Annotated in this window: 24 protein-coding genes and 1 tRNA gene; 9 read left to right on the top strand and 16 right to left on the bottom strand. The window is 43.4% G+C overall.

Annotated elements, in window-relative coordinates; genetic code table 11:
• Nucleotides 1-146 precede the first annotated feature (146 nt).
• Complete coding sequence (gene mutS / locus EES38_RS11340; protein ID WP_124937319.1) at nucleotides 147-2744, top strand: DNA mismatch repair protein MutS; 2598 nt, start codon at nucleotides 147-149, stop codon at nucleotides 2742-2744.
• Nucleotides 2745-2809: 65 nt separating this feature from the next.
• Here mutS and rpoS read toward each other — a convergent pair whose 3' ends face one another.
• The 11 genes from rpoS to folB all read right to left on the bottom strand — a co-directional run bounded on the left by rpoS (nucleotide 2810) and on the right by folB (nucleotide 10573).
• On the bottom strand, nucleotides 2810-3817 hold the full coding sequence (rpoS, locus tag EES38_RS11335; protein WP_124937318.1) for an RNA polymerase sigma factor RpoS: 1008 nt from the start codon (nucleotides 3815-3817) through the stop codon (nucleotides 2810-2812).
• A 72-nt stretch (nucleotides 3818-3889) separates the two neighbouring features.
• The gene (locus EES38_RS11330; protein ID WP_124937317.1) at nucleotides 3890-4783 is read right to left on the bottom strand and encodes a peptidoglycan DD-metalloendopeptidase family protein; all 894 of its coding nucleotides are present in this window, start codon (nucleotides 4781-4783) and stop codon (nucleotides 3890-3892) included.
• 6 nt (nucleotides 4784-4789) lie between these two features.
• Nucleotides 4790-5416, bottom strand: coding sequence for a protein-L-isoaspartate(D-aspartate) O-methyltransferase (locus EES38_RS11325; RefSeq protein WP_124937316.1), 627 nt, complete (start codon nucleotides 5414-5416; stop codon nucleotides 4790-4792).
• A 6-nt stretch (nucleotides 5417-5422) separates the two neighbouring features.
• Nucleotides 5423-6163: a 5'/3'-nucleotidase SurE gene (gene surE / locus EES38_RS11320; RefSeq protein ID WP_124937315.1), complete on the bottom strand. Its 741-nt coding sequence runs from the start codon at nucleotides 6161-6163 to the stop codon at nucleotides 5423-5425.
• Nucleotides 6163-7209, bottom strand: a complete 1047-nt coding sequence (truD, locus tag EES38_RS11315) for a tRNA pseudouridine(13) synthase TruD (RefSeq protein WP_124937314.1) — start codon at nucleotides 7207-7209, stop codon at nucleotides 6163-6165. The genes surE and truD overlap by 1 nt, the downstream gene beginning before the upstream one ends.
• Before the next feature lie 22 nt (nucleotides 7210-7231).
• Nucleotides 7232-7708: a 2-C-methyl-D-erythritol 2,4-cyclodiphosphate synthase gene (gene ispF, locus EES38_RS11310; RefSeq protein WP_124937313.1), complete on the bottom strand. Its 477-nt coding sequence runs from the start codon at nucleotides 7706-7708 to the stop codon at nucleotides 7232-7234.
• A 3-nt stretch (nucleotides 7709-7711) separates the two neighbouring features.
• The gene (ispD, locus tag EES38_RS11305) at nucleotides 7712-8410 is read right to left on the bottom strand and encodes a 2-C-methyl-D-erythritol 4-phosphate cytidylyltransferase (RefSeq protein WP_124937312.1); all 699 of its coding nucleotides are present in this window, start codon (nucleotides 8408-8410) and stop codon (nucleotides 7712-7714) included.
• Nucleotides 8407-8694, bottom strand: coding sequence for a cell division protein FtsB (gene ftsB / locus EES38_RS11300; RefSeq protein ID WP_124937311.1), 288 nt, complete (start codon nucleotides 8692-8694; stop codon nucleotides 8407-8409). The genes ispD and ftsB overlap by 4 nt, the downstream gene beginning before the upstream one ends.
• A gap of 253 nt (nucleotides 8695-8947) precedes the next feature.
• On the bottom strand, nucleotides 8948-9718 hold the full coding sequence (locus tag EES38_RS11295) for an undecaprenyl-diphosphate phosphatase (protein WP_124937310.1): 771 nt from the start codon (nucleotides 9716-9718) through the stop codon (nucleotides 8948-8950).
• Nucleotides 9719-9722: 4 nt separating this feature from the next.
• The gene (gene folK, locus EES38_RS11290) at nucleotides 9723-10223 is read right to left on the bottom strand and encodes a 2-amino-4-hydroxy-6-hydroxymethyldihydropteridine diphosphokinase (RefSeq protein ID WP_124937309.1); all 501 of its coding nucleotides are present in this window, start codon (nucleotides 10221-10223) and stop codon (nucleotides 9723-9725) included.
• Nucleotides 10220-10573: a bifunctional dihydroneopterin aldolase/7,8-dihydroneopterin epimerase gene (gene folB, locus EES38_RS11285; RefSeq protein WP_124937308.1), complete on the bottom strand. Its 354-nt coding sequence runs from the start codon at nucleotides 10571-10573 to the stop codon at nucleotides 10220-10222. The genes folK and folB overlap by 4 nt, the downstream gene beginning before the upstream one ends.
• Nucleotides 10574-10759: 186 nt before the next feature.
• Between folB and plsY the strand changes: the two genes are divergently transcribed.
• Entirely contained in the window at nucleotides 10760-11362 is a 603-nt protein-coding gene (gene plsY, locus EES38_RS11280; protein ID WP_124937307.1) for a glycerol-3-phosphate 1-O-acyltransferase PlsY, read from the top strand.
• Here plsY and EES38_RS11275 read toward each other — a convergent pair.
• Nucleotides 11359-12174 carry an alpha/beta fold hydrolase gene (locus EES38_RS11275; protein WP_124937306.1) on the bottom strand — a complete coding sequence of 272 codons (816 nt, stop codon included), beginning with the start codon at nucleotides 12172-12174 and terminating at the stop codon, nucleotides 11359-11361. The two genes, plsY and EES38_RS11275, sit on opposite strands and share 4 nt — an antisense overlap.
• 20 nt (nucleotides 12175-12194) lie before the next feature.
• Nucleotides 12195-13211 (bottom strand): tRNA (adenosine(37)-N6)-threonylcarbamoyltransferase complex transferase subunit TsaD, encoded by a 1017-nt coding sequence (gene tsaD, locus EES38_RS11270; RefSeq protein ID WP_124937495.1) that lies wholly within the window; start codon nucleotides 13209-13211, stop codon nucleotides 12195-12197.
• 235 nt (nucleotides 13212-13446) lie between these two features.
• Between tsaD and rpsU the strand changes: the two genes are divergently transcribed.
• The 6 genes from rpsU (at nucleotide 13447) to catC (ending at nucleotide 18615) form a co-directional block, all read left to right on the top strand.
• A complete protein-coding gene (gene rpsU / locus EES38_RS11265) occupies nucleotides 13447-13662 on the top strand; it encodes a 30S ribosomal protein S21 (RefSeq protein ID WP_001145625.1) in 216 nt (71 codons plus the stop codon).
• 26 nt (nucleotides 13663-13688) lie between these two features.
• Nucleotides 13689-14132: a GatB/YqeY domain-containing protein gene (locus EES38_RS11260; protein WP_124937305.1), complete on the top strand. Its 444-nt coding sequence runs from the start codon at nucleotides 13689-13691 to the stop codon at nucleotides 14130-14132.
• Nucleotides 14133-14228: 96 nt separating this feature from the next.
• Nucleotides 14229-15974, top strand: coding sequence for a DNA primase (gene dnaG, locus EES38_RS11255; RefSeq protein ID WP_124937304.1), 1746 nt, complete (start codon nucleotides 14229-14231; stop codon nucleotides 15972-15974).
• A gap of 98 nt (nucleotides 15975-16072) precedes the next feature.
• Entirely contained in the window at nucleotides 16073-17989 is a 1917-nt protein-coding gene (rpoD, locus tag EES38_RS11250) for an RNA polymerase sigma factor RpoD (RefSeq protein ID WP_124937303.1), read from the top strand.
• A 142-nt stretch (nucleotides 17990-18131) separates the two neighbouring features.
• Nucleotides 18132-18208: transfer RNA gene (locus EES38_RS11245), tRNA-Ile, on the top strand.
• 128 nt (nucleotides 18209-18336) lie between these two features.
• A complete protein-coding gene (gene catC, locus EES38_RS11240) occupies nucleotides 18337-18615 on the top strand; it encodes a muconolactone Delta-isomerase (RefSeq protein ID WP_124937302.1) in 279 nt (92 codons plus the stop codon).
• Nucleotides 18616-18623: 8 nt separating this feature from the next.
• On the opposite strand, the gene EES38_RS11235 is transcribed toward catC, so the two are convergent.
• Nucleotides 18624-19514 (bottom strand): AraC family transcriptional regulator, encoded by an 891-nt coding sequence (locus EES38_RS11235; protein WP_124937301.1) that lies wholly within the window; start codon nucleotides 19512-19514, stop codon nucleotides 18624-18626.
• Nucleotides 19515-19656: 142 nt separating this feature from the next.
• Between EES38_RS11235 and EES38_RS11230 the strand changes: the two genes are divergently transcribed.
• The gene (locus EES38_RS11230) at nucleotides 19657-20802 is read left to right on the top strand and encodes an iron-containing alcohol dehydrogenase (protein ID WP_124937300.1); all 1146 of its coding nucleotides are present in this window, start codon (nucleotides 19657-19659) and stop codon (nucleotides 20800-20802) included.
• Nucleotides 20803-20862: 60 nt separating this feature from the next.
• Here EES38_RS11230 and iolG read toward each other — a convergent pair whose 3' ends face one another.
• Both iolG and EES38_RS11220 read right to left on the bottom strand, forming a co-directional pair.
• Complete coding sequence (iolG, locus tag EES38_RS11225; protein ID WP_124937299.1) at nucleotides 20863-21852, bottom strand: inositol 2-dehydrogenase; 990 nt, start codon at nucleotides 21850-21852, stop codon at nucleotides 20863-20865.
• 86 nt (nucleotides 21853-21938) lie between these two features.
• A complete protein-coding gene (locus EES38_RS11220) occupies nucleotides 21939-22715 on the bottom strand; it encodes a TIM barrel protein (RefSeq protein WP_124937298.1) in 777 nt (258 codons plus the stop codon).
• Nucleotides 22716-22720: the final 5 nt, after the last annotated feature.

Genomic DNA, 22720 nt, shown 5'->3' with positions numbered 1-22720 from the left:
GAGAAATTTACCGAACTAAATTGCTCATCTGCATTGGGGTTTGTTATTCTAGCGCGATTATTTTCGTCTAGCTGACATTTCAAGGGTTATTGGTGTGAAATAACATTTATCCATCAGTAACGATATATTGACTTACTAAGACTCCCATGACAAAAAGCGCGCTAAAGACGTCTGACTCTGACGTTAAACATACACCGATGATGCAGCAATACCTCAAGCTAAAAGCAGAGAATCCTGACATTCTGCTGTTTTATCGTATGGGGGACTTTTATGAGCTCTTTTATGATGATGCCAAAAGAGCCTCTCAACTACTCGATATATCATTAACAAAACGAGGTCAATCAGCAGGTTCACCAATCCCAATGGCGGGAGTGCCATTCCATGCGGTTGAAGGGTATCTCGCTAAGCTGGTTCAATTAGGTGAGTCGGTAGCAATCTGTGAGCAAATTGGTGATCCAGCAACAAGTAAAGGTCCAGTTGAACGCAAAGTCGTCCGTATTGTCACTCCAGGTACAGTAACGGATGAAGCGCTACTATCTGAACGACTCGACAACCTGATTGCGGCAATCTATGAGCACGATGGATCGTTCGGCTATGCAACACTGGATTTAACGTCAGGACGTTTTCAGTTATCTGAGCCGAGCAGCGAAGAAGCCATGGCGGCAGAACTGCAACGCACATCCCCTAAAGAACTGCTTTTCCCTGAGGATTTCCCTTCCGTTCGCTTGATGGAAACACGCAAAGGAAATCGTCGTCGCCCAGTGTGGGAGTTTGAAATTGATACGGCCAGACAACAGCTGAACCAGCAGTTTGGTACCAAAGATTTAGTCGGTTTTGGTGTTGAAAAGGCGCATTTAGGTTTATGTGCTGCGGGTTGCCTTATCCAATATGTGAAAGACACCCAGCGTACAGCTCTACCCCATATTCGTTCACTTACTTACGATCGACAGGACGATTCTGTCATCCTCGATGCAGCAACACGACGTAATTTAGAAATCACCCACAATCTCGCTGGCGGAACGGAAAATACGCTTGCATCCATACTAGATTATTGTGCAACGCCTATGGGAAGCCGGATGCTTAAACGCTGGCTTCATCAGCCAATGCGTTCGAGAAAGGTTCTAAACCAACGGCTTGATTCCATAACTGAGATCATTGACTCAAGTGCTTTCGCAGACTTACATCCTATACTCAAACAGGTCGGTGACATTGAGCGTATTCTGGCGCGACTTGCACTACGATCGGCTCGGCCAAGAGATTTAGCCCGACTACGCTTTGCACTTGAACAACTTCCTGAATTGGCGCAACAGTTGTCTGGTGTTCAGGAAGATTATTTGCGTAATTTGGCGAAAGACTGTCAGCCAATGGATGACGTTTATCAGTTATTGCAAGACTCTATCATCGAAAATCCTCCGGTCGTCATTCGTGATGGTGGTGTCATTGCTCCCGGCTACAACGCCGAACTTGATGAATGGCGAGATTTAGCCAATGGCGCAACTGAATACCTGGAAAAACTCGAAGCAGACGAAAAGGATCGTCATGGCATTGATACACTGAAAGTAGGTTATAACAATGTACATGGATTCTATATTCAGGTAAGCCGCGGTCAGAGCCATCTGGTACCACCACATTATATCCGTCGTCAGACGCTCAAAAATGCTGAACGCTACATCATCCCTGAGCTAAAAGAACATGAAGACAAAGTGCTTAACTCTAAATCGAAAGCGCTGGCATTGGAAAAGCAGCTTTGGGAGCAGTTATTTGATTTATTACTACCCCATCTTGAGCAGTTGCAAACCTTAGCATCATCCCTATCTCAGTTAGATGTGTTACAAAGCCTCGCCGAGCGCGCCGATGCATTGCAATACTGTCGTCCCCAGTTGACCGAAGAACCTGGTATTGAAATAAAAGCGGGTCGTCACCCCGTTGTTGAGCAAGTATTGGATGAACCGTTTATATCCAACCCGATATCTCTTCATCCGGATCGTCGTATGTTAATTATTACCGGCCCTAATATGGGCGGTAAATCAACCTATATGCGTCAGACAGCACTCATTACCCTACTCGCTCATATTGGTAGCTACGTACCTGCAGACTCAGCGCGAATTGGGTCTGTGGATCGCATTTTTACCCGAATCGGTGCTTCGGATGATCTCGCTTCTGGCCGCTCTACCTTTATGGTTGAAATGACCGAAACAGCGAATATTTTGCATAATGCTACGGCGAAAAGTTTGGTTCTAATGGATGAAATTGGTCGTGGCACCAGTACCTATGATGGACTTTCTCTTGCCTGGGCAAGCGCAGAGTGGTTAGCCTCAAAAATCGGTGCTCTTACACTATTTGCAACACACTATTTTGAACTGACTGAACTACCCAGCTTACTGCCGAATCTTGTCAACGTTCATCTTGATGCAATTGAGCATGGTGAAGATATCGCCTTCATGCATACGGTTCAGGAGGGCGCGGCAAATAAATCGTACGGACTTGCTGTAGCCGGATTAGCAGGCGTCCCCAAAACAGTCATTACCAACGCACGTAAAAAACTGGCTCAGTTAGAACAGTCAACCAAAGAAATTGCGACGACGAGTCAAGCATCAGGAAATAAACTGAAAGACGAACATCAACTGAGTTTGATCCCCGAGCACAGTGAAGTTGAACTTGCCCTTGAACAAATTGATCCTGATGATCTTTCTCCACGCCAAGCTCTAGAAGCTCTTTATCGCCTAAAGCATATGCTGAAGTAAGGCGATTAAAACAAAAAAGGCACGAACATTTCGTGCCTTTCTTCTATTTATAACAGCGTCTGAGTTTATGCTTCAATCTCGAAGTCAAACAATGACTCCATACTCAAACCCTGTTTCATTAGGATTTCTCTCAAGCGGCGTAGCCCTTCGACCTGAATTTGTCTTACGCGTTCACGTGTTAATCCGATTTCGTGTCCGACTTCTTCAAGAGTTGATGGCTCATATCCCAACAAACCAAAACGACGAGCTAATACTTCTTTTTGTTTTGGATTTAACTCATCTAACCAATCGATCAAAGACGTTTTAATGTCTGTGTCTTCAGTAGAGAATTCTGGATCGTACTGGATCGAATCAGGAATAATGTCGAGTAGCGCTTTGTCACCATCCCCGCCGATAGGAGTATCAACGGAGCTAATACGCTCATTCAGACGAAGCATTTTACTCACATCATCAACAGGCTTGTCGAGTTCAAATGCGATCTCTTCTGCTGTTGGTTCATGATCAAGCTTTTGAGACAGTTCACGAGCTGTACGTAAGTAAATGTTAAGTTCTTTAACCACGTGAATTGGAAGACGAATTGTACGAGTCTGGTTCATCAGAGCACGTTCGATCGTTTGGCGAATCCACCAGGTAGCATAAGTAGAGAACCGGAAGCCTCTTTCTGGATCAAATTTTTCTACAGCACGAATTAGGCCTAGATTACCTTCTTCGATGAGATCCAACAGAGCAAGTCCGCGATTAGAGTATCGACGTGAGATTTTAACAACTAAACGTAAGTTACTCTCAATCATTCGTTTACGAGCTGCTTCATCGCCTCGTAACGCACGTCTTGCGTAAAGAATTTCTTCTTCGGCGGTTAAAAGTGGAGAAAAACCGATTTCGCCTAAGTATAGTTGAGTCGCATCTAAGGTTTTATTTGACGCATCAAACTCTTCGCGAAGTTCTGCATCGGTAGTAGTAGAAGATGTGTTGGAAGAAAGTTCTTCATCCGAAGCATTGTAATCAAAGTCTTGTGCTTCGTTTTCGTAATCGAAGTTATTGTCTTTCTTGATTGCTGAATTACTCTTACTCATAACGCCTCCCCCCGGCGAGTTTAGTAAGACATTACTGCTTTTAATGTCGCTACATGACTCTATTTGAGATTGTTACGGTAAATAGTGAGCTGGATTCACTGATTTACCTTGGTAACGTATTTCAAAATGTAATCGGACACTGCTTGTACCTGAGCTACCCATAGTAGCTATTTTTTGTCCGGCTTTAACACTTTGACCTTCTTTTACTAGTAACCGCTCGTTGTGTGCATATGCACTTAAGAATTTATCGTTGTGCTTGACGATAATTAGGTTTCCATATCCTCGAAGAGCATTACCAGAGTAAACAACTGTTCCTGCGGCTGCTGAAACAATACTTTGTCCTCTTCTCCCAGTGATATCGATTCCTTTATTACCCTGATCACCCGACGAAAAACTCTTTAATAATCTCCCTTTCGTTGGCCACAACCAGTTTTTAATCTTACTATTGCCTATCTGTGATTTTGTTAAACTTTTATTAACATTTTCTTTACTTATGGATTCACCATACCCTTTTGATTTTGAAGATTCAACACTTTTAACTGCAGATTTTTTAACCTCATCATGTTTATTAGTTGAATTAGCTGTTTGATCCTCATATTTAGAATTTCTTATTGAGTTGTTACTTAGTTTTTGTGACGAATCTTTTACTGCCGGGGACTTACCGCGTACAGGGGGAATGTATGAGGTATGCCACAAATCGATCTTATCGCCGGGATGGATAATGTAAGGATCTTTGAGATGGTTGTAACGGATAAGGTCATTTACATCTTTATCCGTGATGTAGGCGATGTAATATAACGAGTCACCTTTTTTTACAATATAGTAACTTCCTTTATAACTTCCCCGAGCAGCAGAATGTTTTCCTGCCCGGGTTAAGTCAGATACAGGCGCTGGTCCTGTAAAAGTACAACCTGAAAGGTAAAGAGCTGAAATTATTGTTATTACTAGCCTGCCGCCATACTTCATAAATACCTACGCCAAATCACCTGCTACCAAAGGAACAAACTTAACGGTTTCGATGGCTTGTGTATCAAACTCATCGCCAATGCGTTTTATTCTGAGTAACTGCTGACTATCTTGACCGACAGGTATCACCAAACGTCCTCCATCAGCCAATTGCTGAAGTAGAACTTCCGGTACCTGCGATGCGGCGGCGGTCACAATGATGGCATCAAATGGCGCTTTCGCAGCCCAGCCTTGCCAGCCATCACCGTGCTTTAAAGAAAAGTTATAGATATCGAGCTGACGTAATCGTCTCTTCGCTTCCCATTGCAACGCTTTAATGCGCTCTACTGAATAGACATGTTCTACAAGACGAGCCAGAACAGCAGTCTGATAGCCTGATCCGGTTCCGACTTCCAGAACACGACTTTGCGAAGTCAAATTCAGCAATTGCGTCATTTTCGCCACAATATAAGGCTGAGAGATAGTCTGTCCATGACCGATCGGTAAAGCATTATTTTCATATGCCTGATGAATCATGGCTTGAGACACGAAGTGCTCTCTGGGCAGGGTGTTGATGGCATTTAGCACACTTTGATCCTCGACCCCATTTCGTTTAAGAAACTCGATCAATTTGTCAGCGTGTGGATTCAGCATAGCATCCTATCCTTTTAACCAACTGTTCATTGCATTGATTGACTCATGGGCTGTGAGATCAACCTGCATCGGTGTGATCGAAACAGAATGTCTCTCAACAGCGTGGAAATCCGTTCCACTGCCTGAATCTTGTTCTTTACCTGGAGGCCCCAACCAAAATACATCTTGTCCACGAGGATCCTTTTGTTTAATCATACTCTCAGCATGATGACGAGCTCCAAGTCGAGTTACGACCATCCCCTGCAGCATTTCATACGGTACATCCGGTATATTGACGTTCAGCAAACGGTTTGTCGGAATGGGAGAGCGTAAATGCTGCTCCACAATCTCTCGGGCCACTTTTCCAGCCGTTTCAAAATAGGTATTGCCAACAAGCGAAAACGCCACCGACTGAACACCAAGGAAATGACCTTCCATAGCAGCAGCAACCGTACCGGAGTACAAAACATCATCACCTAAATTGGCACCGTGGTTAATACCACTTAGCACGAGATCTGGCAGATCATCCTTCATTAATTCATTCAGGGCAAAGTGAACACAGTCAGTGGGTGTTCCCTGAACAGAGTATATGTTCTTCGAGATCTCAGATACTCTCAAAGGATTCTCCAACGTTAATGAGTTTGATGCCCCAGACCGATTTCTGTCTGGAGCCACAATGACGATGTCAGCCAGATCTGCTAACGCACCCGCTAGTGTATGTATACCTGAAGCGTGAACGCCATCGTCATTACTCAGTAAAATTTTCATTATTTATATTCTCTTTCTACCGGAATCTCTTCTACCAACTCACGTAATATCGATGTTGCGAAACTTCCTGCATCGAGCGAAAAATTTACTATAACCTGATTATCCGAACACTGCCAATCTAAGTCTTTGGCGAATAGGGCAATATTTCGTCTGTCATGGCGCATCCGATTTCCACGGATCAGTTTCATCAGATCGGGCTCCTGATCAACACAGGGTTGTTCAAGCTTAAGAGCATCATTCTGAGTGGGTAACTCATTATCACCCGCCAATGCGGCACTAATCGAGGCTTTTCCAGCAGATAATTTATTATTCCAACTAGGGACACTCTCAATATCAACCAAGACTTGCTGACCCGACTCCAGTGCAATATCACCCGAAATAAAACGGTCAAAACAGCCAGTGTCGATACGAGATGAAACAATATGATTAAAAATCCAGGAGCGCGCAGTTGACAGATACATGCTGCGTTTCGTTTGATTACGGGTACGAACATTTTCTCGTCCCCAACGACGAGCTTCCTGTAAGTTGTTCCCGTTATTCCCAAAGCGTTGCTGACCGAAGTAATTGGGCACTCCCAATTCTTTAATTCGTTCTAAACGAGCTACGACATCATTCGTATCTGTCACGTCTCTCAATGTTATATGAAATGAGTTACCACTCAGATCTCCGGGACGGAGCTTTTTATTGTGGCGAGTCACTTGCATAATTTCGATAGATGGATGACTGGATAAAAACTCAGAGAAATCCGGTGTTGAACCATCAGGAAGGTGTACACTGAGCCATTGTTCTGTGATTGCATGACGATCTTTTAATCCAGCCCAACTAACATCTTTTGACTTCACACCACATGCTTTTGCCAATTCATTCACGACGTAAGATGTATTTTCACCCGTTTTACGGATTCTGACCATCAGGTGCTCACCAGTACCCGTGAATTCAAATCCCATGTTTTCTAGAACAACAAAATCTTTTGCTTGTTCTTTGATCTTAGCTTTCGCTTTGGGTTTACCGCACAAATAGGCCAGATCAGCAAGTAAGTCACTCATATCTATTCCAAGAACTAAAAGGTTACGCTTTCATTAGCAGGACAACGGCTTCACAGGCAATACCTTCTTTTCTACCGGTAAAACCTAATCGCTCCGATGTTGTCGCCTTAACGTTTACAGATCCTAAATCACAGTTAAGATCGTCCGCAATTGCCTGACACATTGATTCAATGTAGGGTGCCATTTTAGGCGCCTGAGCAATAATCGTAATATCCGCATTACCCAGACGATATCCTGCTGCTACGACGCGTTTATATACGTCTTTAAGCAACTCACGACTATTAGCCCCTTTCCATTTATCATCCGTGTCCGGAAAATGGCGACCAATGTCTCCAGCAGCTATTGCACCCAAAAGCGCATCGCATAAGGCATGTAATGCAACATCACCGTCAGAGTGTGCTAATAAACCCTGCTCATAAGGGACTGAAACTCCACCAATAATAACTGGGCCTTCGCCACCAAATTTATGCACGTCAAAACCGTGACCTATCTTAAACATCGTTTAGCCTTTATCGCGTGTTAAGTAAAATTCCGCCAGACTCAGATCTTCTGGCTGAGTTATTTTCAAATTATCCATTCGCCCTGTCACCAGTCTCGGACTCAGTCCAAGCCACTCCATCGCAGAGGCTTCATCGGTTACGGCAACCTTGTGAAATAATGCCTGCGTAAGTGCTTCTTTGAGCTGTTCAGAACGAAACATTTGTGGCGTTAAAGCGTGCCACAAAGAAGATCGATCAATCGTTTGATCAATATCCTGCTTTGCATTACTGCGCTTCATTGTATCTCTCACAGGAGCGGCAAGTATGGCACCAACAGGATGCTCAGTTGCTTCGGTAATTAAGCGGGAAATATCGGACAGTTCAACGCAAGGTCGAGCCGCATCATGAACCAATACCCAATGGGAAGGAGAATTATCGACCACATAGGTCAGAGCATTTAAAACAGATTGAGAACGTTCAGCTCCGCCATCAACACGAATCACATTCGGCAATTTAGCTAAAGCTAAGGAATCAAAATAAGGATCATCAATACTAATAGCGACCACAACATTTTCGATTCCAGGATGAGATAATAGCTTCTCAACCGTATGTTCTAAAATCGTTTTTCCCTGAATTTTCAAATATTGCTTTGGCTTGTCTGCTTTCATGCGAGCGCCCACACCCGCGGCAGGAACAATGGCGGTAAAACGGCTTTCCGTCATTCAGCTTTTTCCTCTTTACCTGTAATACGATAAAAGGTTTCTCCATCTTTTATCATACCCAATTCATGCCTGGCCCTTTCTTCGATTGCATCTAATCCTTGCTTAAGATCGTCAATTTCCGCATACATTTCTTTATTTCGCACCTGGAGATTGGCATTGACCTGCTTCTGAGTCTCGATTTCCACAGCAATATCTTTATAGTCAGATATGCCGTTCTTACCAACCCACAAAGTGTATTGAAGCCACCCTAAAAGTACGATTAACGTTAACGCAAAAACCCGCATAATATTCACTGTTAGTCAGACATGATGAAATCATATCAGCCATGTATCAAGAAAGTATCAAGGCTGAAAAATGGAAGCCACTTATAACATATGCCCCGGATGGGGGCGAGAAAACTGGCTGATATTCGAAGGATTATATAACGATGCTAAATAGAAACGTATGCAGAAACGAAATTAATTGAAAGGTATTTAAGGGAATCAAACGGTGATGCTAGTGCTTACGCTGCCAACATCACCCTAAATTTATGTCTGATTACGCGTAAATCCAGTACAGAAGCGCTACACCAAAAATAATGCGATAGATACCAAACGCGTTAAAGGTAAAGCGATTCAAGAATGCCAGGAAGAGTTTCATTACAAGCCAAGCAGAAATATAAGCAGTCACGAACCCAACTAAGAGCGGCATCGCCATATCACCGGTAAAATCTTGGTAATGACCCAATAAATCCAAACCACTCGCAGCAATCATAACAGGAAGAGCCAGGAGGAACGAAAACTCAGCACTGACCTTACGGCTAACACCAACCAGCAAAGCACCAACAATCGTCGAGCCTGCGCGACTGGTTCCTGGAACAAGAGCAAATACCTGGGCAATACCAATCCAGATTGCCTGTCGATACGTAATCTCGTCTAACGTATTCGACGTCGGTTTATGATCCTTAAGGAAGTGTTCAACGATAAGGAAAATAATACCGCCAATAATAAACATGATCGGTACAACAGTAATAGTAAAGAGTTCTTTTACCTGATCTTTTAAGAGAAAACCAATGGCAGCAATAGGAAGGAAAGAGATAAATACTTTTACCCAAAGCTCCATATGTTTCGGATGAAAACGCTCTTTATAGTTGGTAATGACAGCAAGGATTGCTGCTAACTGAATGATAACTTCATAGGCTTTGTTCGCATCGGTTTGCGGTAAACCCAACCATTCACTCGCAATAATCAAATGCCCTGTCGATGATATTGGTAAAAACTCGGTAATCCCCTCGATGAGACCGAGAATAACGCTTTGAAAAATATCCATGTATTTACTCTATAATTGTAGTGTTGAACCAAGGCTCGACTTTGCGGAGGACGTCTAAACCCTCTGACTTCTGCCATACCTGACGAATGGATAGACCACCATTCGGTATAACTAGTTCCGGACACAACTCAAAAAGAGGTTGAATAACAAAAGGATATTTATAAATATCATCTCTGGGAATTTGTGGTTTTTCCTGATTAACACAATCACCAAATAAAATAATATCTAAGTCTAATGTCCTGTCTTGAAATTTCTGCGCGTCAGGTTCGCGTCCCCACTTAGCCTCAATTTCTTTGAGTTGGTTCGAAAACTTTTCCATAGTAAGTGAGGTTGCTATCTCAATTATGAGATTAAAAAAACTTTTTCCGTTAAAACCGAGTGCCGGGCATTCGTAGATCGTTGAGATTGCGGTGATCTTTCCTAGTGCAGCCAACTCCTGAATTCCAGCTTCAACGTGTTTATGCTTATCAATGTTCGATCCTAAACCTACATAAGCAACGGTCATCGAGTTCCTCTCTCTATCTCAACACCAACACTCGCAGCCTGAGAAACGGCTCCAGGTTTATACAAACGTATTTTTATCCATGGCACAGAGAATTGAGATATGACTAACTCAGCCACTTCTTCCGCAACTCGTTCAACCAGCAAAAAACGGCCCTGCTCAATATGATTAATTATCGCTTCGCTCACCTGCGAGTAATCTAACGCATCTTTAACATCATCACTCTTGCCTGCTGGTCGATTGTCATGCGCCATTTCGATATCGAGAACTAATTTCTGTTTTATTTGTTGTTCCCAATCATAAACACCGATGGTGGTTATCACAGTTAATTGTTCTATAAATACTTTATCCATGAGCTCACTTCTAACAATTGTACAGGTCGGATACCTATGTTACGAAAAACACAGTACCATGTTGCATTACGCGATATCATATACTCAAACTGACCAAATATGGAAAAAGAAGCCATAATTTTTCAGCTTCAGTAGGCTATAGTCGAAAAGTACAAAGATGTACTGTGCTAAATAGAAAAGGTGTTTATGTCGCCAACCGTATTATTTCTTATTATTGGAGCTTACCTGCTGGGTTCGATTTCCAGCGCAGTCTTGATCTGTCGACTAATGCGACTCCCCGATCCACGCAGTTCAGGCTCAAATAATCCGGGGGCGACGAACGTTCTCAGAATTGGTGGGAAAAAAGCGGCCGTTCTAGTATTACTTTGCGACATGCTCAAAGGTACTATTCCTGTCTGGGGAAGCTATTTTTTGGGAATAGGTCCAATCATGTTGGGGATGATCGGTATCGCAGCTTGCCTTGGCCACATTTATCCTATCTTTTTTCATTTTAAAGGTGGTAAAGGGGTCGCAACAGCATTGGGAGCCATGGCACCAATTGGACTTGATTTGACAGGTATGATTGTCGCTACATGGTTAGCCGTTATTGGGTATTCTCGATACTCTTCGCTTGCGGCTCTCGTCTCAGTAGTGTTAGCACCTTTTTATACATGGATGATCAAACCGCACTACACCATACCCGTTGCGATGCTTTGCTGTTTGATCATCTTTCGCCACCACACCAATATTAAGCGGCTCCTAGATGGTTCGGAGCCCAAAGTTGGCGAAAAAAAGCCCGTTAGCTCTTAACTGTAAATGTTAGAAAAGAAACGCTCTAACGTTTCGGTCACCAAATGGGGCTGTTCAACGGAGCTGATATGTCCAGCCTGAGGAATGATGACTAACTCACTCCCCGATATAAGATCATTCATTAAATACGATTCTAATACTGGTCTTGGATTATCTTCCGACCCAACCAGTATCAATGTCGGTAAAGCGAATTTTTCGACTTCATCACACATATCTCTGCGGCCAAAAATCATCTTTCCAATCTCTGCAATTTCCGTCGTTTTGTCGCCTGAAATAGTCTCTAAGTAAGAGCGAAATGCGGCAACATAATCCATTTTTAACTCAACACTTTGACGACTAAAAAATATTGGCACCACTTGCTCCAACATAGCCGGTGGAATCGATTTATTGGCAGTGATGGTGTTCAACATTGCAAAATATTTATTGTGATTCACTTCAGGCTCAAGGCCGACGAAGGTATCAGCCAAAACCAACGACTTAACTCGATGCGGCACAAGAGCCACTAATTCAGCCCCCCACATTCCACCAACAGATAAACCAACAATAGAAAACTGCTCTATATTCAGATGATCCATTAAAAGAATCATGTGATTAGCATAGTCAGTCAAATTGCTCATAGAACTAGGATGAAAGTCGGACTGACCATGCGCCCAAAAATCAGGCACGATGCAACGGTATTGCTGACTCAGCACATCGATTTGAGCGCGCCACATTTCTGAGTCCCACAGATAACTATGACCGAAAAGTAAAACCTCACCGTCACCGACATCGAGATAGTGCATCGATTTATCATCGATTTTAAACATTGGCATTAGATGTTCTCTTCCTTTTGTTATCGTATTGGCTGTAGTTGATCAATTGGCCAACGAGGAATGGCCTGAATCGCTAAATCTGCAGTCTCGCCACTTTTGAGTCTTTGCATACCAGCATAGGCAATCATAGCCCCATTGTCGGTACAAAACTCAGTGCGTGGATAATAAACATCGCCGCCTATTCTCTTGGCTAGTGTCGCTAAAGATTCTCGCAGTTGTTTATTTGCACTGACTCCCCCAGCGATAACGATTCTCTTCAGACCTGTCTGTTCTAGAGCTCTCTTACATTTGATGACTAAGGTATCGCACACGGCTTCTTGAAAGGCGTAGGCAATATCCGCTCGAGTTTGTTCGTCATTATCATTCGCAGCAATCGTGTTAGCAGTGAATGTCTTTAATCCAGAGAAACTCATGTCTAAACCAGGTCTATCAGTCATCGGGCGAGGGAACTTAAAGCGCCCAGGTGTGCCCTTTTCAGCTAGTTTCGCCAGTAATGGTCCACCAGGATAATCAAGACCCATCAATTTCGCCGTTTTATCAAAAGCTTCTCCAGCAGCATCATCGATTGATTCGCCCAAGATGCGGTATTCACCAATACCACGCACTTCAACCATCATGCTGTGACCGCCAGAGACCAATACAGCAACAAATGGAAATTCTGGCGGATTATCTTCAAGCATAGGAGCAAGCAAATGTCCTTCCATATGATGAACAGGAACCGCAGGTACATTCCATGCATACGCGAGACTACGCCCGATGGTAGCTCCCACTAATAAAGCACCAATCAAACCAGGTCCTGCGGTGTATGCCACGCCATCGATATCACTTGGTGTACAATTCGCCTCTTTTAGCGCTGCACGAATTAAAGGAATCGTCTTTTTAACATGATCTCGGGAAGCCAATTCTGGTACAACACCACCATAATCAGCGTGTAATTTAATTTGGCTATATAACTGATGAGAAAGAAGCCCTTTTTCATCATCGTAAATTGCGACGCCTGTTTCATCACAAGACGTCTCGATACCTAAAATACGCATATTAGTCTCAGAACGCTTCGCACATGACTTTAAAATTGGCGCCATGTTACCTCGCCTTACGCTGACAAACAAATTTTGCGCACGATATAATCGACAAAAGGCTTTACAAAGCACGTGGGTTCGGATTAAAATTCCGCACCATTTTTGATCTCGCTGGCGAAGAACCAAGCAAGCCATGTGCTTCCTTAGGATATGAAAGCCGGCATTAATGAATAACCCCCGAGGTGAAAGGCATATGCCAGTAGTTAAAGTACGTGAAAACGAACCGTTCGACGTTGCACTACGTCGTTTCAAGCGCTCTTGCGAAAAAGCAGGTATCCTTTCTGAAGTGCGTCGTCGTGAGCACTATGAAAAACCTACTACAGTTCGCAAACGCGCTAAAGCAGCAGCTCAAAAGCGTCACGCTAAGAAGCTAGCTCGCGAAAACGCTCGTCGCGTTCGCCTATACTAATAACTATTCCAGACAGGAACTAAGTTATGGCTCTGATTGATAATCTCAAAGAAGAGCAAAAATTAGCGATGAAAGCCAAGGATAAACCACGCCTTGGCACTATTCGTTTGGCTCTTTCAGCGATTAAACAGCGCGAAGTCGATGAGAAAATTACTCTCACTGACGAAGATATCGTGTCTGTGCTGACTAAAATGGTCAAACAACGTCGCGACTCCGTTGCCCAGTACGAGTCTGCAGGTCGTCAGGATCTCGCAGATGCGGAAAGCGCTGAAATCACAGTTCTTGAGGAATTTATGCCTCAACCACTTTCTGATGAAGAAGTCGCCGCTTTGCTAGACAAAGCCATCGCTGATTCTAATGCTCAAAGCATGCAGGATATGGGTAAAGTAATGGGATTGCTTAAGCCGCAGATCCAAGGGCGTGCGGATATGGGTAAAGTTAGCGGTTTAGTGAAAGCTAAACTCGGTTAATTTACTCCTCCAAATTACAGCAAGCCGTGCTATCCTCAGGTGTGCACGGCTTGTTTGTATCTATCGTAACTGTATTTGTTTTTCTTTTTGGGTTTTATGGCTGGACACATCCCTAGAACATTTATCGATGATTTACTCGCTCGACTTGATATTGTCGACGTCATCGACGCTCGCGTGAAACTTAAAAAGAAAGGAAAAAACTATTCAGCTTGCTGCCCTTTCCACAATGAGAAAACGCCATCTTTTAGCGTAAGTCAGGAAAAACAGTTCTACCACTGTTTTGGTTGTGGTGTTCATGGTAACGCCATCGACTTCATGATGGAGTATGAACGACTCGACTTCGTTGAAGCTATCGAAGAGCTCGCCTCTTATTTAGGATTAGAAGTTCCCAGAGAGCAGCGCTCTTCTTCTGGCTATAACTCCAATCAACCACAAGCAAACAAAGAACAGAAGCGCTCTCTCTATGACCTCATGGAAAGCGTTGCGAAGTTTTATTCTCAGCAATTAAAAAAATCGTCCAGTAAAGTAGCAATTGATTACCTTCGTGATCGCGGCCTTTCAGGAGAAATTGCTCAGAAGTTTGGAATCGGCTATGTGGTTGATGAATGGGATACTGTTCTAAAAGAATTTGGTAAGCAGAAAGCCACGCAGGACATGCTTTTGAGTGGCGGATTGCTAATAGAAAACGATCAGGGCAGGCGCTATGACCGCTTCCGTGGTCGTGTGATGTTTCCGATTCGTGATCGCCGTGGCCGAGTAATTGGTTTTGGGGGTCGCGTTATAGGTGATGGTACACCAAAGTACCTCAATTCACCTGAAACACCTATTTTTCATAAAGGCAAAGAGCTTTATGGCCTATATGAAGTTTTACAAGCACATCGTGAGCCTCAACAAATACTGGTGGTTGAGGGTTACATGGATGTGGTTGCTCTTGCGCAGTATGGGGTTGATTATTCTGTTGCATCGTTGGGCACATCAACGACCGGAGATCACCTTCAGCTTCTGTTCCGTCAAACACCAACCGTTGTCTGCTGTTATGACGGTGATAGAGCAGGACGCGATGCTGCATGGAGAGCATTAGAAAATGCTCTTGGCTACCTAAAAAGTGGTCATGTGCTAAAATTTCTATTTCTTCCCGATGGAGAAGATCCGGACAGTTATATTCGAAAGTACGGTAAAGAGGCCTTTGAACAACAGGTTCAAAATGCTCAGCCACTGTCTAAATATCTTTTTTCTCACCTACTGTCACAAGTAGATGTCGGGAATCCTGAGGGTAAAGCTGCATTGGAAGCTCTCGCATTACCTCTCATTTATAAGATTCCAGATGAGTCGCTACAGGATCAGCTACTCCAAGTATTGGAACAAAAAACTGGGGTTTATAAGAAACCTAAATTAAGACAAGAAGATAAGCCGAAAAATCAGCCTCATAGAGAGATTAAACGGACGCCAATGAGAGAAGTTATCGCTTTGCTTTTGCAAAATCCGAGCTATTCTCAAAAGGTACCCGATCTATCTAGCGTAGCATCACTCACGATACCAGGGCTGAATTTATTAATTGAGGTACTTGAAAAGTGTCTAAATTATCCCCATGTTTCAACAGGCCAGTTACTTGAACATTGGCGAAATAGCCAAAACGAAGCGCTTCTTTCTCGCTTAGCAAGCTGGGATATCCCGCTTGTCGATGATAATCAGGAAGACATATTTTTAGACTCGTTGGACAAAATATTAGCTCAATGTGTTGAAAAACAAATTGAAAATCTGCAGGCAAAAGAACGAAGTGTCGGTTTATCAGCCGATGAAAAAAGGGAGCTTCTTGCGTTAATGCTCGACTTGAAAGCGTAACCCTAATTCTGTAGTCAGCAATTGATACATTTGTTATAATACGTGGTTTGCATTTAGCAACCATTTCCGTCACCAAGAATTGAAGTTGGATACCGTCTATGGATCAAAATCCGCAGTCACAGCTAAAACAACTTGTCCTTAAGGGCAAAGAACAAGGCTATCTGACCTACGCCGAAGTCAATGACCACCTACCAGCAGAAATAGTCGATTCTGAACAGGTAGAAGACATTATTCAGATGATTAATGACATGGGTATTAAGGTAGTAGAGACTGCCCCAGATGCCGATGATCTTTCTTTAAACGACGACGCCAATATTACTGATGAAGATGTAGCAGAAGCTGCAGCTGCCGCCCTTTCCAGTGTCGAAAGTGAAATAGGTCGTACAACAGATCCTGTCCGCATGTATATGCGTGAAATGGGTACTGTTGAGCTTTTGACTCGTGAAGGCGAGATCGATATCGCTAAGCGTATCGAAGAAGGTATTAATCAGGTTCAAAGCTCCGTTGCTGAATATCCAGGAACCATTCCTTATATTCTTGAGCAATTTGACAAAGTACAAACAGAAGAACTTCGCTTAACGGATCTAATCTCCGGTTTTGTCGATCCAGATGCAGATGAAACCACTGCACCAACAGCCACTCACATCGGTTCAGAGTTAACTGGTTCAGACCTTGAAGATGACGAAATGTCGATCAAAGGCAAAAAAGATGACCAGAAAAAAGACGACGACGATGATAGTGATGAGGATGACGACGAAGATAGCGATGACGATAGTGATGATGACGACAGCGAAGAAGAAGTCGGAATCGATCCAGAGCTAGCTCTGGAGAAATTCAATGAGCTTAGAACTCGCTTCCAGAACTATCAAGTAGCTTTACAGGAAAGCGGCGAGCTATCTACTGAGGCGAATGCAGCTTCAGATCAGGTGCTTGATATTTTCCGTGAGTTTCGTTTAACACCAAAGCAGTTCGATCATTTAGTTGATTCACTTCGTCAATCAATGGATCGCGTTCGTACTCAAGAGCGTTTGATCATGAAACACGTTGTTGAATACGGCAAAATGCCGAAGAAATCATTCATTGCTCTATTCACTAACAATGAATCAAGCGAAGAATGGTTAAACACTGTTTTGGCATCAGACAAGCCATACGCAGAGAAGATTCGTGGTAACGAAGAAGAAATTCGTCGCTCAATTCAGAAACTGCAGGCAATCGAAGAAGAAACTCGACTAAGCGTAAACCGCATCAAAGATATCAGCCGTCGCATGTCAATTGGCGAAGCAAAAGCTCGTCGTGCGAAGAAAGAGATGGTTGAAGCGAACTTACGTCTGGTTATCTCTATTGCGAAAAAATACACCAACCGTGGTTTACAATTCCTCGATCTAATTCAGGAAGGTAACATCGGTCTGATGAAAGCCGTAGATAAATTTGAATACCGTCGTGGTTACAAATTCTCGACTTATGCAACATGGTGGATCCGTCAGGCAATCACTCGTTCAATCGCTGACCAGGCACGTACAATTCGTATCCCTGTTCATATGATTGAAACGATCAATAAGCTAAACCGTATCTCTCGTCAAATGCTTCAGGAAATGGGCCGTGAACCATTACCGGAAGAATTGGCAGAACGTATGGCTATGCCAGAAGACAAAATCCGTAAAGTGCTTAAGATTGCTAAAGAGCCAATCTCAATGGAAACACCTATTGGCGATGACGAAGATTCGCATCTAGGTGACTTTATTGAAGATACAACGTTGGAGTTGCCGTTAGACTCAGCAACATCAACAAGTCTTCGCTCAGCAACAAGAGATGTATTGGCTGGCTTAACACCACGTGAAGCTAAAGTCCTGCGTATGCGTTTTGGTATCGACATGAACACTGACCACACTCTAGAAGAAGTTGGTAAGCAGTTCGACGTTACTCGTGAACGTATTCGTCAGATTGAAGCGAAAGCACTGCGTAAACTACGTCACCCAAGCCGCTCAGAAACTCTTCGCAGCTTCTTGGATGAATAACAAAGTTTATTCTGCACAAAAGGTGAGCAATTGCTCACCTTTTTTGTATCAATAGGTTTAAGTGAATAAATTATAAGCGGAATTAGCCTCTATCTAGGCTAGACAGCACTGCAAGCTTCCCCTATAATCGTCCACCTACATGGGGCCTTTAGCTCAGTTGGTTAGAGCATCCGACTCATAATCGGCAGGTCCTGGGTTCAAGTCCCGGAAGGCCCACCATATTATATAAAAAAGACTTAAGTGCTTTTGCCTTAAGTCTTTTTTATTGCCTGTTATTTTTCACTTCTCATCGTAAACGGCCAATCCTATACTGATAGTCCACACCGTTATAGCTCTAAGGACAGCACATGCTTTTTAAAGTAGAAATGATGATCAATATTCCTGATACATTACCTCAGGATGAAGTGGACAAGATTAAAGCTACTGAGAAACAATATTCTCAGAAACTGCAAAGCGAAGGCATTTGGCTGCATATATGGCGAGTCGTTGGAGAATATGCCAACGTGAGTATCTTTGATGTAAAAGACAACGAACACCTGCATGAAGTATTAACGGGGCTTCCGTTATTCCCTTATATGACGTTTACGATAACCCCACTGTGCAGTCACCCTTCAGCTATTAAATAAATGGTTTACTAAGCAGGTAACTTATCTTCTCTTGGGGTTTCTTTGAATAGCCGCTTGTATTCGCGATGAAATTGGGACGGGCTGGTGTAGCCAACCATCCTTGCGGCTTCATTCACCCTTCGACCTTCTAACTGAATCAACTCACGAGCTCGATTTAAACGCACCTTTTTAATGTACTGCAATGGCGATTCCATCGTCACGCTGCGAAAAGCCAAATGGAACGCTGACACGCTCATATTGGCTTCCTTCGCCAATTCATTCACCGTGAGGTTTCGACTGTAGTCCTGATGTACTCGAGCTAAGACATTAGCAACCCTTGAATAGTGCCCCTCTTTAGATGCTAATTCGAATAGCACATATCCTGCTTTACTGATAAGAACGCGGTAAATTAGCTCTTCTAATAATGATTCACCAATGATATGAGCTTCCACCGGGTGGCATAGCGCCTTCATGATTCTGAGACAGGTATCCTCCATCTCCTTGGACATCGACACCGAGCATAAACCGCACGACTCACGATGACAATCTTGGCTCCCCGAGTGGCCTGATAACTCCAACTTGTGTACCATTTTCTGCAGTATGTGAGGTTCAATTCGAATGGATATGCCCATTAAAGGCTTGCCCTTATCTGGAATCGCTTCACATTCAATAGGGAGCGGTACACCAACGACCAGATAGTCGTTTGGGCCATAAGTTACATGGCTCTGATCAAGATAAATATTCTTCAGTCCCTGAGCGAGGATCAATACTCCAGATTGATAAAGCAGAGGTTTACGCTCGTTCCCTTCTATGCTTCGGTAAAACCAAATTCCTGGAATATCTGTTTCGCAGGTACCACTAAAATTCTGCAATCCGTTAATCTCTGTATACTTTTCAAGCCACTCAACCAACGTCGTCATACAAATCCACCACAATATAGAAATAGGCATTAATTAAAGAGAATTTAGCCTATTTAACACCAAACCACAGGACTATTATGCATACATAATAGAAATATCGCAGCTGATATTTTTATATATCATTCCAATAAGAGGACATGTGATGCAATTTACTTATTCAAACCCAACGCAAATATTCTTTGGTCAAGGCCAGATTTCTGCGATTACCAATGCCATCCCTGCAGATAAAAAGGTACTGGTTATCTACGGTGGTGGTTCAATCAAAAAGAACGGCGTTTATGATCAAGTGAAGCAAGCACTTGCGGAACATGAGTGGTTGGAATTTTCTGGCGTAGAGCCCAATCCAACACAAGAAACCTTAAATAAAGCGGTCGCAATAGCTAAACAAGAACACATTGGCTTCATTCTCGCAGTCGGTGGCGGCTCCGTTATAGATGGCTCTAAGTATGTCGCTGCAGCAACAAAATATGATGGTGATGGCTGGGATATCATGACGAAAAAGCACACGGTTGAAGAAGCGGTTGCAATTGGTGCAATACTAACGCTTCCAGCAACGGGGTCTGAGTCAAACAAAGGTGCTGTAATCACTAAGTTGGAAACACATGATAAGCTCAGCTTCATGTCTGCTCATGTGCAACCAACTTTCGCCGTGATGGATCCAGACGTCATGAAGACACTTCCAGAAAGACAACTACTCAATGGTCTGGTCGATGCGTGGGTACACGTATGTGAACAGTATATTACCTATCCCACAGACTCTTTTGTGCAAGATGCATACGCAGAAGGCCTACTAAGAAGCCTAAAAACTCTGGGAGAGAACTTTACCCAAAGAGACAATGACCAGTGGCGCGCAAACCTCATGTGGTCGGCAAACCAAGCTCTGAATGGCCTCATTGGTGTCGGCGTTCCTCAAGACTGGGCAACTCACATGATTGGTCATGAATTTACAGCGTTGTGGGGAGTCGACCATGCTCGTTCTCTTGCCATCGTACAACCGTCATTGCTACGTAATCAGATCACTGCCAAAAGAGCCAAACTAGAACAAATGGGCAGAAACGTCTTTGGTCTTGATGCTTCTAGCTCGGCGGAAGACACAATAGACTCAATAGAAGATTTTTATCACTCTTTGGATGTGGCGACTCACTTCGATGGCTACCAAGGCAGCCAGCAAGATGCCGTTAATGACGTTGTAGAAAAACTGGAGCAACACGGAATGAAGCAACTTGGTGAGAATCAGGCGATCACCTTATCTGAATCAAGAAGCATTCTGGAACACGCTATTGTATAAAAGAAAAAAGGTAGGCTGTCACAAGCCTACCAAATCTACCGAAGGAGGAAACTGATGTTGTTATAATTTAATTTCTTTACCGGTTTTTAATGACTCGTATGCTTTGTCAGCAAGGTTAAGTGCCTGTTTACCGTCGAAACCCGAAGTTGCAGGCTGAGCTTTTCCATTCAGTACATCAACAAAGTGTGCCCATTCAGCAATGTATGCGGCTTTGTATCTTTCCAGGAAGAAAAATTCAGGTTTCGCATAACGGCAACCTTCATCGGTCCAAAGTTCAACCTCATCTTCATTCAGGTTTTTCGCAGTTAATACCCCTTTTTCACCATGCAGTTCCAAACGCTGATCATATCCATAACCAGAACGACGTGTATTTGAAATCGTCGCCATTGCACCTGATGGAAAGCGCATGACGATGAAACAGGTATCAATGTCGCCCGCTTTACCAATTTCTTTATCTACAATATTGGTTCCGCATGCGTAGATAGACTCTGGCTCTTCACCCATGATGTAACGCGCCATATCAAAGTCGTGAATCGTCATATCACGGAATAATCCACCAGATACTTTAATGTATTCAACAGGTGGTGGTGAAGGATCGCGCGAGGTAATAATCAAGGATTCAGCTTTACCAATCTGCCCCATACTTGCTCGTTCTTTCACGGCTTTAAATTGTGGGTCCCAGCGGCGATTGAATCCAATAAACAACGGAACTTTACAGTCATCAACGACTTTCAAACACTGAACCACCCTTTCCATATCCAAATGCACGGGTTTTTCACAGAAGATGGCTTTACCTGCTTTAGCCGCTAACTCAATTAACTCTGCATGAGTATCGGTTGCAGATGCGATAAGCACAGCCTGAACGCTAGGATCATTAATGGCTTCTTCAACCGTCTGGATTTTACAACCATAAGTATCTGCAATTTTCTGTGCATTCTGAGCAAATGGGTCAATAACAGAATATAAGTTTGTTTCTGGATGGTTTGCGATGTTTACAGAGTGAACGACTTGTCCAATTCGTCCTGCTCCAAAGAGAGCTACATTATACATATTCATTCCTTACTCTTTCAGTTATTGGGGGGCACTAGAGAGTGCCTAATTATTCTCATAGTCACGGGATAATTCCCGTTGATTTCTTAATTAAACGCGTCTTTAAATCTCTGTAGAGCGACTTCAGAGTCACCAGAAGCCCAGGCTTCCATTGCTACATTTCCGGTGTATCCAAGTTCTCGAATCGCTTTTGCAATAGCTGGGTAATTGATTTCACCGGTCCCCGGCTCCATTCGTCCTGGAACATCAGCCACCTGAAGTTCACCAACGTAATCAATGCATTTGCGCAGTAACTCAATCAAGTTACCCTCTCCGATTTGAGCGTGATAAAAATCAAGATTCATCTTGATGTATGGGCTGTTCACTGCTTTCACCAAAGTATAAGTATCAGCAGCTCGGGCAAACGGCGTCCCTGCATGGTCTACTTCAAGATTAAGATTTTCTAGGGTGAAGACTTTGCCAGCTTCTTCACCGATTTTGGCAAGCTGACGTATTGTGTTCTCCGCTTTTAACCACATCTCGCCCGTTACAACCTCAACAGGTTTGATAGGGATCCCGCCCTCGCCTAATCCTGTACCATGGAAATTCAATGCTGGGCAGTTGAGTCGCTTAGCAACCTCAATCGATTCTTTTGCACTATGTAGGAATTGCTCGATTTCTTCGTCATCCGTTAGATTTCCAGAAATATAGCCAGTCATTGAATTGATTTTGGCTCCCGTTGCCACAATCGCTTCGATGTCTTTTGTCGTCCAATCCCAAATCTCCACACCAAAGCCTAAGGCATGGATTTTTTTAACTCTTTCAATAAATGGTAATTCAGTAAATACCATTTCAGCACAGACAGATAGTTGATAGTCTTTCATTGTTA

The sequence above is a fragment of the Vibrio viridaestus genome (assembly GCF_003856525.1).
In the GTDB taxonomy this organism is placed as follows: domain Bacteria; phylum Pseudomonadota; class Gammaproteobacteria; order Enterobacterales; family Vibrionaceae; genus Vibrio; species Vibrio viridaestus.
The sequence above is the reverse complement of the archived record's forward strand: the minus strand, read 5'-3'. Positions and strand labels throughout refer to the sequence as shown.